The organism is Polymorphobacter sp. PAMC 29334, assembly GCF_019431245.1.
GTDB classification, from domain to species: Bacteria; Pseudomonadota; Alphaproteobacteria; order Sphingomonadales; family Sphingomonadaceae; genus Polymorphobacter_B; species Polymorphobacter_B megasporae.
Map to the genome: position 1 here is coordinate 1,691,090 of NZ_CP080243.1, position 14,450 is coordinate 1,705,539.

General features: G+C 67.9%; 16 protein-coding genes. 8 read left to right on the forward strand and 8 right to left on the reverse strand.

Annotation, left to right across the window (positions count from 1 at the left end; all coding sequences use genetic code 11):
• Nucleotides 1–3 precede the first annotated feature (3 nt).
• The gene (gene flgC, locus KZX46_RS11925; RefSeq protein ID WP_219776749.1) at nucleotides 4–417 is read right to left on the reverse strand and encodes a flagellar basal body rod protein FlgC; all 414 of its coding nucleotides are present in this window, start codon (nucleotides 415–417) and stop codon (nucleotides 4–6) included.
• Complete coding sequence (locus KZX46_RS11930; RefSeq protein WP_219776750.1) at nucleotides 414–734, reverse strand: flagellar basal body protein; 321 nt, start codon at nucleotides 732–734, stop codon at nucleotides 414–416. The genes flgC and KZX46_RS11930 overlap by 4 nt, the downstream gene beginning before the upstream one ends.
• A 214-nt stretch (nucleotides 735–948) precedes the next feature.
• Between KZX46_RS11930 and KZX46_RS11935 the strand changes: the two genes are divergently transcribed.
• Genes KZX46_RS11935 through fliA form a run of 6 tightly spaced genes read left to right on the forward strand, consistent with a single transcriptional unit; the run spans nucleotide 949 to nucleotide 5,523 of the window.
• Nucleotides 949–1,359 carry a flagella basal body P-ring formation protein FlgA gene (locus KZX46_RS11935; RefSeq protein WP_219776751.1) on the forward strand — a complete coding sequence of 137 codons (411 nt, stop codon included), beginning with the start codon at nucleotides 949–951 and terminating at the stop codon, nucleotides 1,357–1,359.
• Between the two features lie 60 nt (nucleotides 1,360–1,419).
• Nucleotides 1,420–1,683 (forward strand): flagellar biosynthesis anti-sigma factor FlgM, encoded by a 264-nt coding sequence (flgM, locus tag KZX46_RS11940; protein WP_219776752.1) that lies wholly within the window; start codon nucleotides 1,420–1,422, stop codon nucleotides 1,681–1,683.
• Nucleotides 1,676–1,984 carry a hypothetical protein gene (locus tag KZX46_RS11945; protein ID WP_219776753.1) on the forward strand — a complete coding sequence of 103 codons (309 nt, stop codon included), beginning with the start codon at nucleotides 1,676–1,678 and terminating at the stop codon, nucleotides 1,982–1,984. Before flgM ends, KZX46_RS11945 begins: the two co-directional genes overlap by 8 nt.
• Before the next feature lie 28 nt (nucleotides 1,985–2,012).
• Complete coding sequence (locus KZX46_RS11950; RefSeq protein ID WP_219776754.1) at nucleotides 2,013–2,714, forward strand: transglycosylase SLT domain-containing protein; 702 nt, start codon at nucleotides 2,013–2,015, stop codon at nucleotides 2,712–2,714.
• Entirely contained in the window at nucleotides 2,714–4,783 is a 2,070-nt protein-coding gene (flhA, locus tag KZX46_RS11955) for a flagellar biosynthesis protein FlhA (protein WP_219776755.1), read from the forward strand. The genes KZX46_RS11950 and flhA overlap by 1 nt, the downstream gene beginning before the upstream one ends.
• Nucleotides 4,784–4,785: 2 nt before the next feature.
• The gene (gene fliA, locus KZX46_RS11960) at nucleotides 4,786–5,523 is read left to right on the forward strand and encodes an RNA polymerase sigma factor FliA (RefSeq protein WP_219776756.1); all 738 of its coding nucleotides are present in this window, start codon (nucleotides 4,786–4,788) and stop codon (nucleotides 5,521–5,523) included.
• Here fliA and KZX46_RS11965 read toward each other — a convergent pair.
• From KZX46_RS11965 to KZX46_RS11975, 3 genes are all read right to left on the reverse strand, one after another.
• Nucleotides 5,520–5,906, reverse strand: coding sequence for a hypothetical protein (locus KZX46_RS11965; protein ID WP_219776757.1), 387 nt, complete (start codon nucleotides 5,904–5,906; stop codon nucleotides 5,520–5,522). The two genes, fliA and KZX46_RS11965, sit on opposite strands and share 4 nt — an antisense overlap.
• Nucleotides 5,907–5,985: 79 nt before the next feature.
• Nucleotides 5,986–6,156: a hypothetical protein gene (locus KZX46_RS11970; protein ID WP_219776758.1), complete on the reverse strand. Its 171-nt coding sequence runs from the start codon at nucleotides 6,154–6,156 to the stop codon at nucleotides 5,986–5,988.
• A gap of 24 nt (nucleotides 6,157–6,180) precedes the next feature.
• On the reverse strand, nucleotides 6,181–6,333 hold the full coding sequence (locus KZX46_RS11975) for a hypothetical protein (protein WP_216708734.1): 153 nt from the start codon (nucleotides 6,331–6,333) through the stop codon (nucleotides 6,181–6,183).
• Nucleotides 6,334–6,494: 161 nt separating this feature from the next.
• Between KZX46_RS11975 and KZX46_RS11980 the strand changes: the two genes are divergently transcribed.
• Nucleotides 6,495–7,682 (forward strand): sodium:proton antiporter, encoded by a 1,188-nt coding sequence (locus KZX46_RS11980; protein WP_226896247.1) that lies wholly within the window; start codon nucleotides 6,495–6,497, stop codon nucleotides 7,680–7,682.
• 18 nt (nucleotides 7,683–7,700) lie between these two features.
• On the opposite strand, the gene glpK is transcribed toward KZX46_RS11980, so the two are convergent.
• The 3 genes from glpK to KZX46_RS11995 all read right to left on the reverse strand — a co-directional run bounded on the left by glpK (nucleotide 7,701) and on the right by KZX46_RS11995 (nucleotide 11,774).
• On the reverse strand, nucleotides 7,701–9,194 hold the full coding sequence (gene glpK, locus KZX46_RS11985) for a glycerol kinase GlpK (protein ID WP_219776759.1): 1,494 nt from the start codon (nucleotides 9,192–9,194) through the stop codon (nucleotides 7,701–7,703).
• A gap of 346 nt (nucleotides 9,195–9,540) precedes the next feature.
• On the reverse strand, nucleotides 9,541–10,638 hold the full coding sequence (locus KZX46_RS11990) for a ComEC/Rec2 family competence protein (protein ID WP_219776760.1): 1,098 nt from the start codon (nucleotides 10,636–10,638) through the stop codon (nucleotides 9,541–9,543).
• On the reverse strand, nucleotides 10,635–11,774 hold the full coding sequence (locus KZX46_RS11995; RefSeq protein ID WP_219776761.1) for an aldose epimerase family protein: 1,140 nt from the start codon (nucleotides 11,772–11,774) through the stop codon (nucleotides 10,635–10,637). Before KZX46_RS11995 ends, KZX46_RS11990 begins: the two co-directional genes overlap by 4 nt.
• Nucleotides 11,775–12,016: 242 nt before the next feature.
• On the opposite strand from KZX46_RS11995, the gene KZX46_RS12000 reads away from it, so the two are divergent.
• Nucleotides 12,017–14,446 (forward strand): PQQ-dependent dehydrogenase, methanol/ethanol family, encoded by a 2,430-nt coding sequence (locus KZX46_RS12000; protein ID WP_219776762.1) that lies wholly within the window; start codon nucleotides 12,017–12,019, stop codon nucleotides 14,444–14,446.
• Nucleotides 14,447–14,450 lie beyond the last annotated feature (4 nt).

Consider the following 14,450-nt stretch of genomic DNA (forward strand, 5'->3'; position numbering starts at 1 on the left):
CGGTCATTTGCCGAGCTTGAGCGTGTCGAGCAGGAGCGTCTTCGCGGTCGACAGCACCTCGACGTTGTTCTGGTACTGGCGCGACGTCTCCATCATCTCGATCAGCTCCTGGTTGACGTCGACCGCGGCGACGAAGACATCGCCGTCGGCGTTGGCGAGCGGGTGACCGGGGTCGTGGCGGCGTTCGGGTTGCGCGGTGCCGGTGGCGATTTCGGCAACGTCGACCGTCGCGCGGCTGGCCCCGTCGAAGGTCGTGGCGAAGACCGGCTTGCGCGGCTGGTACGCCTCCGCCGCCGACCCGGCGATGCTGCCGGCGTTGGCGAGGTTCGACGCGGTGGTGTTGAGCCGCACGAGCTGCGCCGCCATCGCGCGGCCGGCGATGTCGAAGACCGACAGCGGCTGGGCGGTGCCGATCATTCGCCCTTGAGCGCCTGCATGACGCCGGCGATGCGGCCGTTGAGGAAGCCGAGCGTCGTCCGGTACTGGACGGCGTTCTGCGCGAACTGGGTCTGCTCGACGCTGAGTTCGACGGTGTTGCCGTCGAGGCTGCTCGTCAGCGGCACGCGGAACTTGACCGCGGCCTGCCCGTCGAGCGCGGCGCGGAAGTCGAGGTCGCGCGCCTTGTAGCCGGGGGTCGCCGCGTTGGCGATGTTCGACGCGAGCAGGTCGAGCCGCTGTCCACGGACTTCGAGCGCCTTGCCGTGGATGCCGAAGCTTCGGTCGATCAGGTCCATCGCGGGGTTCCGTGTTGCTACCGGTCTCGCCGGTGCAACGATTGTGCCAACCGGGGATCACGCATGTGCCGGCGGTGTGCGGGCATGTGCGGACCGGGTGCGCCCGGCAGCTTCGCGCCGTCGACCGGCACCGGATTGCCGGTCGACGAGGCGGGTTCCTCGGCCCGGCGAACTGGCGCGATCCTTGCTGGACCTCCGCCGAGGGAGACCGAAGATGTTGCTCTATGCCGTTGCGATCGTTGCCCTGCAGGACCTCGCAGCACTTGAGGTCGAGGCAAGCGCCGTCGCGGGGGGCACGGTCGCGATCGACCGGCGCATCCACCTCGCGCAGTGCAACGCGCCTCCGGCGATGACCCCGGTGAGGGGTGGCCTTGGCATCGCCTGTTCGCTCCCCATCTGGCGGATAGTCGTGCCGTTACAAATGGTTGCGCCGATCATCCACCGCGGCGATCCCGTCTCGGTGACCGCCAGCGGTGCGCATTTCGACGTCACCATCGACGGCATCGCCGAAGCCGACGCCGCCCCCGGCACCTCGATCCGCGTCAGGGACCGCAGCGGCGGGCACCTGAGCGCCGTCGTCCGCCCCGATGGCAGCCTCACCGCAGCCGGCTATAACCTTCCGTAACCCGGCCGTTATTGTCTCCAAGGCCCGCAGCTTGCGGGGGTAACGCGTTGGAGAGACACGATGATTCAAGGACTTGGCGGGCGCCTGCCGCCGATCGCAGCGCGCTCGGCGCCAACGACGAACCCGGTCGCTGCGACGACGAAAGTAACATCGGCAGCGCCCGACATCTCGGCGCTCGCCTCCGCCGTTCGCGACATGGCCTCGGCGCCGCCGGTCGATACCGCCAAGGTCGACCGCGTTAAAAACGCAATCGCCGCAGGGAGTTACAAGGTCGCCCCCGAAGCGATCGCCGAGCGGATGATCGCGACCGACCTCCGTGCCTGACGCGTTCGGCGACCTGCTCACGGCAATGCGCGACGAACTCGCCGCCCTCGACACCGGCGACGCGAGCGAGATCGAAAGCGCCACCGCGGCCAAGCTTAACGCCCTTAGCGCCGCCCGGTCAGGAGGCGCGATCCCGGTTGCCCGCCTCCACGAAGCCCGCGCGCTCAATGCCTTGGCCGCCACCCGGAACAACATGCTCCTCGCCGGGGTCGATCGCCGCCTCGCCGCGCTGACCGCCGCCGCCGGGCGCGGCGGCGCGATCTGCTACGGCCGCGACGGGCGAACGAGCGCCGCGCGGTGACTGGCACGGTCCTTGCTCCACCGAAAGCATGACCCCGCAAGCCGTCTCCTCCGCCAGCACGGCCATCGCCGCCATCCGCCTTGCCAGCGCGCGGCAGGGGATCGACTTCAACTACCTGTTTACTCAGGCGAAAACCGAAAGCGGCCTCGACCCCAATGCCGCCGCGCCGACAAGCAGCGCCCGCGGCCTGTTCCAGTTCACCGCCGGAACGTGGCTCGAAACGATCCGCAAACACGGCCGCGAGCACGGCCTCGGCGCGGCGGCGGCGGTCCTCGACGACGGCGCCGCGATCGATCCGGCGACGCGAACTGCAATCCTCGATCTCCGCCGCGATCCGCTGGCGTCAGCCGACATGGCGGCAGCCTATGCTGCTGATAACGCCACAAAACTATCCGCCGGGCTCGATCGACCCGCGACCGCCACCGACCTCTCCTTCGCCCATTTTCTCGGCGCCGCCGGAGCCCTGCGCTTCCTCAAGGCCGATCCCGCCGGAGCAGCGTCGGCGATCCTCCCCGCCGCTGCCCGCACCAATCCGCGCATCTTCTTCGCCGCCGACGGCAGCGCGCGATCGGTCAGCCAAGTCTACCACCATTTCGCCGCGATCTTCGGCAGACCGGTGCCGCCGACCGGCACCGCTCTGCCGGTCGCGCGCCAGCCCACTGTCCAGTTTGCCGCCGCCCCCGACGCCGCGCGCATGATCTACCTTCAACTCGCCGAGCTGTCGGCATAATGGCGGCATTCGCTCTTCCAGCGCTCGGCAGCGTCAACCCCCGCGCCGCGCTGCTGCCGGTCGCGATCCTGTCGCTCGTCATGCTGATGGTCGTGCCGATCCCGCCGGTGCTGCTCGACATCTTCTTCGTCGCCAACTTCATCGTCGCGCTCGCGGTGCTGATGGTTGCGATCAACGCCCAGCGTCCGCTCGATTTCTCGTCATTTCCCAGTGTGTTGCTGTTCGCGACCTTGCTCCGGCTGGCGCTCAACGTCGCGTCGACCCGCGTCGTCCTCGTCAACGGCCACAAGGGTACGGCGGCGGCAGGGCAGGTCATCGAGGCGTTCGGCAAGTTCCTCATCGGCGGCGATTATGTCGTCGGGCTGTTCGTCTTCGCGATCCTGCTGATCATCAATCTCGTCGTCGTCACCAAGGGGGCGGGGCGGGTGTCGGAGGTGTCGGCGCGCTTCACCCTCGACGCGATGCCGGGCAAGCAGATGGCGATCGACGCCGACCTCAACGCCGGGCTGCTCACCGCCGACGAGGCGCGCACCCGCCGCGCCGAGGTCGCGACCGAGGCCGATTTCTACGGCTCGATGGACGGCGCGTCGAAGTTCGTGAAGGGCGATGCCGTCGCGGGGTTGCTGATCCTCGGCATCAACATCGCCGGCGGGCTGATCCTCGGCATGTTCCGCCACGGTCTGTCGATCGGCGATGCGGCATCGATCTACCTGCTCCTCGCGATCGGTGACGGGCTGGTCGCGCAAATCCCGGCGCTGTTGCTATCGATCGCGGCGGCGATGATCGTGACGCGCGTTTCGTCGAGCCTCGATCTCGCCGGTCAGGTCACTAGCCAGTTCGCCAGCGCCCGCGCGTGGACCCCGATCGCGGGGATCATGGGGCTGCTGACGCTGCTCCCGGGGATGCCGCACCTGATCCTGCTCGCCGCGACGGCGATCGCCGGGACGCTGGCGTGGAAATTGTCGCGGCCAAAGCCGGTCGTCGTGCCGGTCGAGGCACCGCGGAGCGCCGACGCGGCGATCGACTGGAGCGACGTCGCCGACACCGCGACGATCGGGCTCGATCTCGGCTACGGCCTGATCGGCATGGTCGACGAGAAGACCGGGCCGCTGATGGCGCGGATCACCGGCATCCGCCGCCAATTGTCGAAGGCGCTCGGCTTCGTCGTGCCGCTGGTCCGCGTCCGCGACAGCATCGCGCTCGGGCCGTTCACCTACCGCATCCTGATCGACGGCGTCGTCATGGCCGAGGACGAGGTCTTCCCCGACGACCTGCTCGCGCTCGAAGCCGGGCCGATCGACGTGCCCGTCGCCGGGCGGGTGTGCAAGGACCCGAGCTTCGGGCTCGACGCGCGCTGGATCGACCCCGCCGAGCGCGATCTCGCGACCGGCGCGGGCTATACCGTCGTCGATCCGTCGACCGTCATCGGCACGCACCTCAACCATATCCTGACGGTGCAGGCGCATCTGCTGCTCGGGCAGGACGAGACGCAGAAGCTGCTCGACACGCTCGGCGAGGCGCACCCGCAGCTCGTCGCCGGGCTGGTGCCGAAGCTGCTGCCGCTCGCGACGGTGACCGCGGTGTTGCAGCGGTTGCTCGAGGAGGGGGTCCCAATCCGCGATGTGCGGCGGACGATCGGTAGCCTCGCCGCGGTCGCTTCGCGGACGAGCGACCCCGGCGAACTCGCTGAACTTGTTCGAACCGGGTTGGGCGGCGCGATTGTCCAAACCCTCTGCGGTCTCCGCGAACCGTTGCTCGCGATCACCTTCGATTCCGCGCTCGAGGACCTGCTCGCGGCGGCGGTGCGGGCCGGCCCGGGATCGCTCTACCCGTTCGAACCGGCGCTTGCGGCGCGCGTCGTCGCGGCGGTGCGCGATGCCGACGCGCCGCTCGCCGCCACCGCCGCGCGCTTCGCCGTCGTCACCACGCCACTGCTCCGTCGGCCGGTCTACGGCCTGCTCAAGGGGCACCTCCCCGAAGGCTGCGCGGTGCTGTCGATCCACGAAATCCCCGACGCCAAGACCGTCGACGTCACCGCCGTCGTTGGCGGTCCCTCAACAGGAGCCTGAACATGGACGCACGCCTCGGGCTCGAAATTGGCGTCTACGGCCCCGCGCGGCTGGTCCGCACCGACCCCGAACGGCTGGTGCAGAGCCACCTCGGCCTCGTCCGCAAGATCGCGTGGCACGTGCATGCGCGGGTTTCGAGCGCGATCGAGGTCGAGGACTTGATCCAGATCGGCATGATCGCGCTGATCGAAGCGGCGCGCGGGTTCGAGGATCGGGGACACGCCGCCTTCGCCACCTACGCCACCGTCCGGGTGCGCGGGTCGATGATCGACCAGTTGCGCAAGTCGGCGACTTTGGTCCGCTCGGCGATCCGGCGGCGGCGCGAGTTCGGCATCGCGCGGGCCTCGCTCGAAGGGCTGCTCGGGCGTCCCGCGACCGACGAGGAGATGGCCGAGCGCGTCGAGATGACGATCGAGGCGTATCGGACCGCGGCGAACGCGACGCATGCGGTGCGCTACGAATCGATCGACGACGTCTATTCGGATCACAGCGAGTGGTTCGCCGACGATACGCCGAGCGCGTTCGACGCGTTGGCGCGTGGCGATCTAAAGCGCGCGATCAGCACCGCGGTCGGCAACCTCCCCGAGCGCGAGGCGCTGGTTCTCCAGCTTTATTACGTCGAGGAAATGAACCTCGAGGAGATCGGGCAGGTGCTCGATGTCGGCGCGGCGCGGGTCTGCCAGATCAAGAAGGCAGCGCTCGACAAGCTGCGCGTCAAGCTCAGCGGCTTCGATGCCTAGTACGGCGCAACCAGCCCGACCGCGTGGAGGACGACCGCTTCGGCGATCATCACAGCCAGCCAATAGCCGCATTCCGCGGCGACCGCCCCAGCCGCACTGCCGCGTGAGTGGAGGCTGACGACGGCAGCGGGAACGACGAAGCCGATCCAGATGACGACCGCGCTGCCGATCGCCATGACCCACGCCCCGGCCTTGGGCGGCGCGAGGATCAGGGCCCCGGCGAAGATCGCGGTCAGCCAAGCTTCGGCGATGAAGTTGGTAATCGTCAGGCCGAGTGCGATCCGTCCGCGCCGCCCCGCCGCCGCGTGATACGCCGCGCCGACCGCGAGGCCGATGAGCGTCGCGACGATAATCTGCCAGCCGTTCTGGACGATGTAGATCATGTCGCTCTCCGTCGCATGGTGCGGGCTGGAGAACGCGCTGCTTTGCCTAAGGCTGCGGGGCGCGATGCCGCGCCAGCCCTCAGCCTCCGGCGGCGCGGATGAGCGCTGCCATGACCGTGCCGAAGCCGACGATGACGACGAGATAGATGCTGATGAACGTCGCCGCCGAGCCGGCACGATCGGCGAGGTCGCTGCGGAAGACCGCGTCGCGCGGCATCGCGAAAGGCGACGAGCGTTCGGGATCGATCATGGCAAATCTCCTTGGGCGCTCGGGTCAGCCGCGCAGCGCGTCGATGACGGCGACAACGGGGACCATCAGTGCCGCCGCGCCGAGGATCGTCAGCGACGCCGAGGCGGCGCATCGATCGATCAGGCATGGCCGGTCGCGAGCGCCGTCCACAGGTTGGGTAGGTTTCCGCTTGGCCACGCGAAGGCCTCCGTTGACCGTCGCCAAACACGCAGCGACCAGACCGATATGGGCCGGTCGGGCACTGGTTTGCCATGCGGGAAGCCGGGCCGCGCATAAGAACGGCGTATAGATTGCCGATCGTGCTTGCCTGCGCCAGATAGCCCGGGCTTAGGTCGCCGATGATGGTTCTCGACGATCTCGAACAAGTCGGGCTGTTGCTGTTTGTCGCGGCGGTGGTCGCGATCGCGACCCAGCGCTTTCGCCTGCCGTACAGTGTCGGCCTCGTCGCGGCGGGCATCGGGCTTGCGGTGGCACCGATCAGCCTCGACCTCAAGTTGTCGCGGGAGTTGATCTTCTCGATCTTCTTGCCGCCGATCGTGTTCGAGGCGGCGCTCAACCTTCACTGGCACGACCTTCGTCGCAACGCGCCGCTGCTCGCGGTGTTCGCGAGCGCCGGGGTTATCGTCGCGGCGATCGTCGTCGCGGCGGGGATGCACTTCCTCGCCGACTGGAGCTGGGCGGCGGCGGCGTTGTTCGGCGCGTTGATCGCGGCGACCGATCCGGTGTCGGTGATCGCGACCTTCAAGAACGTGACGATCGATCCGCGTCTCCATTTGCTCGTCGAGGGCGAGAGCCTGCTCAACGACGGGACCGCCGCGGTCGCTTTCGCCGTTGTCCTCGCCGTTGTCGCCGGGCAGCACGCTGAACCGGATGCGATCGGCTGGCTCGTGCTGCGGATGGTCGCCGGCGGGATTGCGTGCGGCGTTGCGGTCGCGTTCGGCCTGCTGCTGCTCGCGGGGCGGACCAAGGACGTCCTCGTCGAACTGACGCTGACGACGTTGATCGCGTACGGCTCGTTTCTCCTCGCCGACGCCGGTGGCATGTCGGGTGTGCTCGCGGCGCTGTCCGCAGGGATCATCGTCGGCAATTCGGGGACTCTCGGCGCGATCTCGGCGACCAGCCGCGCCTCGTTGATCAACTACTGGGCGTATGTCGCCTTCCTCGCCAACTCGCTGATCTTCCTGCTGATCGGCGCGCAAATAGCCCGCCAGCCGTTCACCGACGTCATCGGCCCGGCGGCGATCGCCATCGTCGTCGTCCTCGTCGGCCGCGCCGTCGCGATTTACGGCCTGTCGGCGCTATTCGCGTGGAGCCGCCAGCGCGTCGAACTTCGTCACCAGCACGTCCTCGTCTGGGGCGGATTGCGCGGAGCCCTCGCCCTCGGGCTCGTCTTCGGGCTGCCGCTCGATCTGCCGGGGCGCGGGCAGATCGTCACCGTGGCGTTCGCGGTGGTCGCCTTCTCGATCGTCGTCCAGGGGCTGACGATGACGCCGTTGCTGCGTTGGCTCAAGCTGATCGGCGACTAGTTTCGCGTTCGCTGCTCCTCAAGCCGGGAGCAAGGTCCGGCGAACCGCGCTTCGCCAGCCTTCGACCAGGCGCGTGCGCTCGTCCTGCTCCATCACCGGATCGAAGCGCCGGTCGCGGTGCCAGATACGTTCGATCGACGCGAGATCCTCCCATACCCCGGTCGCCAGCCCTGCCAGAAAGGCTGCACCCATCGCCGTCGTCTCGACGATCGAAGGCCGCTCGACCGGCGCGTCGAGAATGTCTGCGAGGAACTGGCACAGCCAGTCGTTGACCGCCATTCCGCCGTCCACGCGCAGCGCCGAGGCCGACGGCCCGGCATCCGCCACCATCGCGTCGATCAAGTCCTTCGTCTGATATGCGACCGACTCGAGCGCTGCCCGGGCAAGGTGCGCGTCGGTCGAATCGAGCGTCAGGCCGCAGATCAATCCGCGCGCGCCAGGGTTCCAGTACGGCGCGCCGAGACCGACGAAGGCGGGTACCATATAGACGCCGTGACTGTTCGGCACGCGCGTCGCCATATCGTGCGTTTCGGAGGCACGGGTGATGATCTTGAGCCCGTCGCGCAACCACTTGACCCCGGCACCGGCGACGAAGATCGAGCCCTCGAGCGCGTAGGTGGTCTTGCCCTTCAGCCGGTAGGCCGGGGTGGTGAGCATGCGATTGTTGGATCGAACCGGCTTTTCGCCGACGTTCATCAGCAGGAAGCAGCCGGTGCCGTAGGTCGACTTGGTCATCCCGGTGCGGAAGCAGCACTGGCCGAACAACGCCGCCTGCTGGTCGCCTGCCATCCCGGCGATCGGGATGGCGCGGCCGAGAATGTCGGGGTCGCTATGGCCGAAGATGTGCGCGTTATCCTCGACGCTCGGCAGGATCGACGCCGGAATGTCGAAGAGACGGAGGAGCTCGTCGTCCCACTCCTGCCGGACGATGTCGAACAACAAGGTGCGGCCGGCGTTGGTCGGATCGGTCGCGTGGACCTTGCCGCGGGTCAGCCGCGACAGCAGGAAGCAGTCGATCGTGCCGAAGGCGATGTCGCCCCGCGCCGCGCTCTCCCGCGCCCCCGATACGTTGTCGAGGATCCACGCCAGCTTGGTCGCCGAGAAATACGGGTCCAGGAGGAGCCCGGTCTTGGCCGAGACCAGTTCTTCTGCACCGTCGACCTTGAGCTGCGCGCAGACGTCGGCGGTCCGGCGATCCTGCCAGACGATGGCATTGTGGATCGGGCGCCCGGTCGCGCGGTCCCAGACGACGACGGTCTCGCGCTGGTTGGTGATGCCGATGGCGGCAATGTCGGCGATGTCGATCCCGGCGCTCGCGACGGCTTGGCGCAGAACCGAGACCGTATCGTGCCAGATATCCTCCGGATCATGCTCGACCCAGCCGCCTTGAGGGTAATGCTGGGCGAACTCGCGTTGCGCGGTCGCGACCGGGGTCGCGGTCGAATCGAACAGGATACAGCGGGTCGACGTCGTGCCTTGGTCGATCGCCAGGATATACGGCGGCTGGGGCATGAGAGGTCGCTTTCATCGGTGGGTTGTCGGTTTGCCGTGCCCGCGATGACGCAGAACCGACGCTAACTAATTGATCGCAATAGACAAAATAATAGTTCGACGATCCGCAATGCCTGGTCTCCGCGCTGTGCCGACGACCGTCACGCAGGCTAAGTTCAAAATAAGTTCACACTAAACGTGTGTTTTGCGTTTCGCCTTCCCCACAGAATGCCTGAAAAACCAGCAATGAGAAAGAACACGCACCCCCCGTTGGCGACCTGAAGCGCTAGCGCGCTTCGAGGGGTGTAGGACAGGGGAAAATGGCAGGTTCCCGGCGGCTTCCGCCCAGCCTGCAATCGGCGCGGCGTTACCGCGCCTGCGCCTCGCCAGCGGCCAGCATATCGCCTCGCTGAACGGCAACAGCGACTGCACCCGACCGATCGACCGTTATGGCGAGCGCATTAGCCATATCCGGTGCGCCGGGCAGGTTGGCGATGCGGTTGCGCGGCGCGTTCTTCTCCGGCCCGCTCCGCGTCGCATAATGGAGTTGCCAAAGCTCCTTGAGACGCGGCGACGCCATCGCCGTGTCGAATGTCGCGGCGTCACCACCCTTGGTCGGGCCGTTGGCGACGACGATGAAGCGCGGTGCGACGGTGTCGAGCAGCGCCGGGCTGTTGCTGAGATCGCTGCCGTGGTGGGTTGCCACCATCAGGTCGATTGGCCCGATCAGGTCGACCGGGCAGACGAGCCGGTTTTCCAGATTCCACGTCGTGTCGCCGAGCGACAGGATGCGCGCCTTGCCCCATGTCGCGAGGAAGCCGATCGAGCGCGGGTTCTCCTCGCCGCCGTTGGCATCCTTGGCCGTCGCCCGATCGCAGCCGACGCCGGGCTTGCCGCCTTGCGCCAGCGGGTGGGCGATTACTTGCCCGTCGGCATCGACCGCATTCAGGACAAGCCCGTCGATTTTCAGCGTTGCTCCCGGCTGCATGACGATGTGCTTCCGCCCAGCGATCGCGGCGAGATATTTTGGGTAGAGGGTCGCGGTCGCCGTCGTCAGCTGCTCCGCCGTCGCGCCCGATGGCGGCACCTCGCGGTTCGGACCGTGGTCGACGAATGTCCCGACTGGGATCAGCGCGAGAAGGTCCTGCACCCCGCCGACATGGTCGACGTGATAATGCGTGACGAGGACATAATCGATCCGGCTGAGCCCGAGCGCCTTCGCCGCGCGGACGATGCGCTCGGCGCTGCTCGTCGCCGGTGGCGGCATCGCACCGGCAGCGACCGCCGGGCCGCCCATGCCCTTCGGCCAACCCGTATCGACGAGCAAAGAATGTCCCTCGGGCGTGACATAAAGCGTCGCCGAGCCGCCCTCGACGTCGACGAGGACCATCCGCAGCGTGTCGCGCGGCGCGGCGCCGCCGAGCGCCAATGCCGCCGCGCCGATCAGGATGGCATGCTTCATCATCGGTCCTTCTTGTCGGTCGAGAACACATAGTCGGTGACCGAATGGAACACTGCGCCGGGGCGGAGGACGGTCGTCGGAAATTCGGGGCGGTTCGGACTGTCGGGGAAGTGCTGGGTTTCAAAGGCGATCGCATCGCCCTGCCGCAGGGTTCGTCCATTCGCGCCGGGGGTGCCGCCGCTGAAATGATTGGCGGTGTAGATTTGCACGCCGGGTTCGGTGGTGCGGACCTCGAGGCGGCGTCCGCTTTTCGGATCGTAGAGCCTGACAGCGAGCGGCACCGCGGCACCGGGCTCGCTATCGAGCACGAAATTATGATCGAGGCCGCGCCCCAGCATCATCTGCGGATGCGTCGAATAGACTCGCTCGCCGATCCGCCCCGGCTTGCGGAAATCGAACGGCGTGCCCGCGACCGGGGCAAGTTCGCCGGTCGGGACCTGCGTGGCATCGGTCGGCGTATAGCGGCTCGCGTGAACTTGCAGGATTTGGTTGTAGATCGGCCCGGAGGCCGCGCCACCGATGTTGAAATAGCTGTGGTTGGTCAGGTTGATGACGGTCGGCTTGGTCGTCGTCGCGCGATAATCGATCCGCAAATCGCCGTCGTTGTCGAGCGCGTAGGTTATGTGGACGGTTAGCTCGCCGGGGAATCCGCCCTCGCCATCGGCGGCGACATAGGTCAGCTCGGTCCCGGCAACCCCTGTGCGTTCGTAGGTCGTTGCCTGCCACAGGCGGCTTGCGAAGCCAGTAGGGCCGCTGTGGAGCACGACCCTGGTCACCGCGTCCGCGCCGTCGATCTTGTAGAATTTGCCGTCGAGGGTGAAGCCGCCGCGGGCGATGCGATTGGCGTAACGCCCGACGACGCTGTTGAACGTCCCGGCCGCGTCCCATGCGGCAAAGTCGGGTTGGCCAAGGACGACATTATCGATCCGGCCGGTGCGGTCGGGTGTTTCGATCGACAGGATCGCGCCGCCGCGCGTCGAGACGCGGACGGTGGTGCCGGTATCGTTGCGCAGCGTGATGACCTCGACTGCCTCGCCGTTCGCCGATGTCCCGAAGGGCGCGCGGCTTGCCGAGACGGCATATCCGGGCGTGGCGGCAAGCACGGCAACGACCGCTGCGAGAATTGGGACCCGAACCATCGACTGCTCCCCGTCCCCGCCGCGGTGGTTCGCAGCCCGGTCTGGTCGAACCGCTGTATTCAGGAGACGCCTCTTGCTTGTCAAGGCAGCGCAAGGTCGGGGGTAGACGGCCGGGCGTCGGGGATTACCAATAACCGCCTGCCGGTTTGGGCGGGTGTGACGCGCGATGGTCGCGCAAACGGCTTGATGCGATCGCCTGTCTTGGGCATCTGTATACAGTCGGTCGGTGCGGCGAGGCTGAAGTGCAGGCGACAGATTCGGGATTGCGCGGACGGGTCATCGGCAAGGCGGCGATCGGGTTGGTCGCGTTGAGCCTCGCAGTGGTGCCGGATTCGGGACGAGCGCAGGGACGCGCCGATACGCCGACCAACCCCTACGCTGGCAACCGCGCGATGGCCGCCGCCGGCGCCACGCTGTTCGCGCAAACGTGTGCCGCCTGTCATGGCGAAGGCGGGGCACGGAGTGCGCGGGCACCGGCGCTGAACGGCTCGCTCGCGCACGGCGACGAGGCGTACGACATCTTCCGGACGATCCACGACGGCGTGCGCGGCGCGGCGATGCCAAGCTTTTCGGCGCTGCCGGCGAACGAGATCTGGAAGCTCGTCACCTACATCCAGAGCCTCGGGTCGAAGCCCGTCGCGTCCGCCGCCGTCGCGGCGCGACCCGCGGGCGATGCCGCCGCCGGTGCGCGGCTGTTCTTCGCGGCGGGCGGCTGCGGTGGCTGCCACGAGATCAATGGCCGCGGCGCCGTCGTCGCCAGCGATCTCTCCGACATCGGGCGCAAGCCGATTGCGGCGATCCGCAGCGAAGTGCTGCACGAGCCGCCGTCACGACCGCCGCGCGATCCGTTCAGCGTCGCCGACGTGACCCTGATGGACGGCTCGACCGTGAACGGCGTGATCAAGCGCCGCGACACCTTCACGCTGCAGCTGCAGCAGTCCGACGGCGCGTTCATCCTGCTCGACAACGCGCGGGTACGCGCGGTGAAGGTGACGGCGACCGGCGGCCCGCGCGATACCGGCGAACGGCTCGGGGCCAGCGGTGTCGATGCGCTGGTCGCGTATCTGGCGCAGCAGAAGCGGCGCGATTTCACGCAGACGATCATGGCGAAGCTTCCCGCGGGCCTTCCCGCCAGGCGCATCGCCGCGGCGGACGAACCGCACAACTGGCTGACCTATTGGGGGGACTACCGGGGCCAGCATTTCTCGCCGCTGACGCAGGTTTCGACCGCCAACGTCGCGACACTGCAGCTGCGCTGGACCGCATCGCTTCCCGGTGAGAGCCCGTTGCAAACGACTCCGCTGGTCGTCGACGGCATCGTCTATACGAGCGGGCCTCCGGGCGATGTCTATGCGCTCGATGCGCGGACCGGTCAGCAATTGTGGAAGTTCAGCCGGGCACAGGACGTCCGCAATCCGTACCAGATCAACCCGTCGAACCGCGGCGTTGCCGTGCTCGGATCGCGGGTGTTCTTCAACACGCTCGACGACAACCTCATCGCGCTCGATGCGCGGTCAGGGCGCGAACTGTGGGAGCATCGCCTCGCCGACACGATGCGCGGCTACACGATGACCGGCGCACCGCTCGCGCTCGGCGACCGGATCGTCGTCGGCATGGCGGGGGGCGAGGAGGGGGTCAGCGGCTTCCTCTCGGCGTTCGAGCCGGCGACCGGCGCGCAATTGTGGCGCTTCGACACGATCCCCGGCCCGGGCGTTCCCGGTCACGAAACCTGGACCGGCGACAGCTGGAAGACCGGCGGCGGCGCGACGTGGCTGACCGGCAGCTACGACGCCGACCTCGACCTCGTCTACTGGACGGTCGGAAACCCGGGGCCCGACTTCAACCCCGTCGTACGCCGCGGCGACAATTTATACACCGACTCGGTCATCGCGCTTGACGCGAAGACCGGGCGGCTCAAATGGCATTACCAGTTTACGCCGAACGATAGTCACGACTGGGATGCTGTCGCCGGCCTCGTCCTCGCCGACCGTGTCGTCGACGGCCGCCCGCGCAAGCTGCTGCTGCACGCCGATCGCAACGGCTTTTTCTACACCCTCGACCGGACCGACGGCGCGTTCGTCTCGGGCAAGAATTTCGTCAGGCAGACGTGGAACGCCGGCTTCGACGCCAACGGCCGCCCGCAGGTCCGCGCTGACTCGGTCGCCACCCGGAGCGGCCAGCGCGTTTTCCCGGCGGTCGGCGGGACCAATTTCCAGGCCCCGTCGTACGACGCCGCGAGCGGGCTGCTCTACCTCGCCTTCCAGGATGCCGAGGGCTTCGCCAGCTACGGCGACGAGAAATACGAGCCCGGCAAGCAGTATCGGGCGGGCGGGAAGGTCGCCTCGCCCGAACCGCGCGTCGAGCCGGTGCAGGGCATCATGGCGCTCGATACCGTCACCGGTGAGAAGCGCTGGACCTTTCCCCTGACGCGCACGTCGCTGTCGGCGGGGGTTCTTGGCACGCGCGGCGGCCTGGTGTTCGCGGCGACCGCCGAGGACTGGTTCATCGCGCTCGACGCCGCGACTGGCAAGCCATTGTGGAAGGTGCAGACCGGCGGCCCGATCAGCGCATCGCCGATCAGCTATGCGGTCGGTGGCGAGCAGTTCGTTGCGATCGCCGCGGGCAACACGCTGATGAGCTTCGCGCTGCCCGCGAGCACGGCCGCTCGGTAATCGC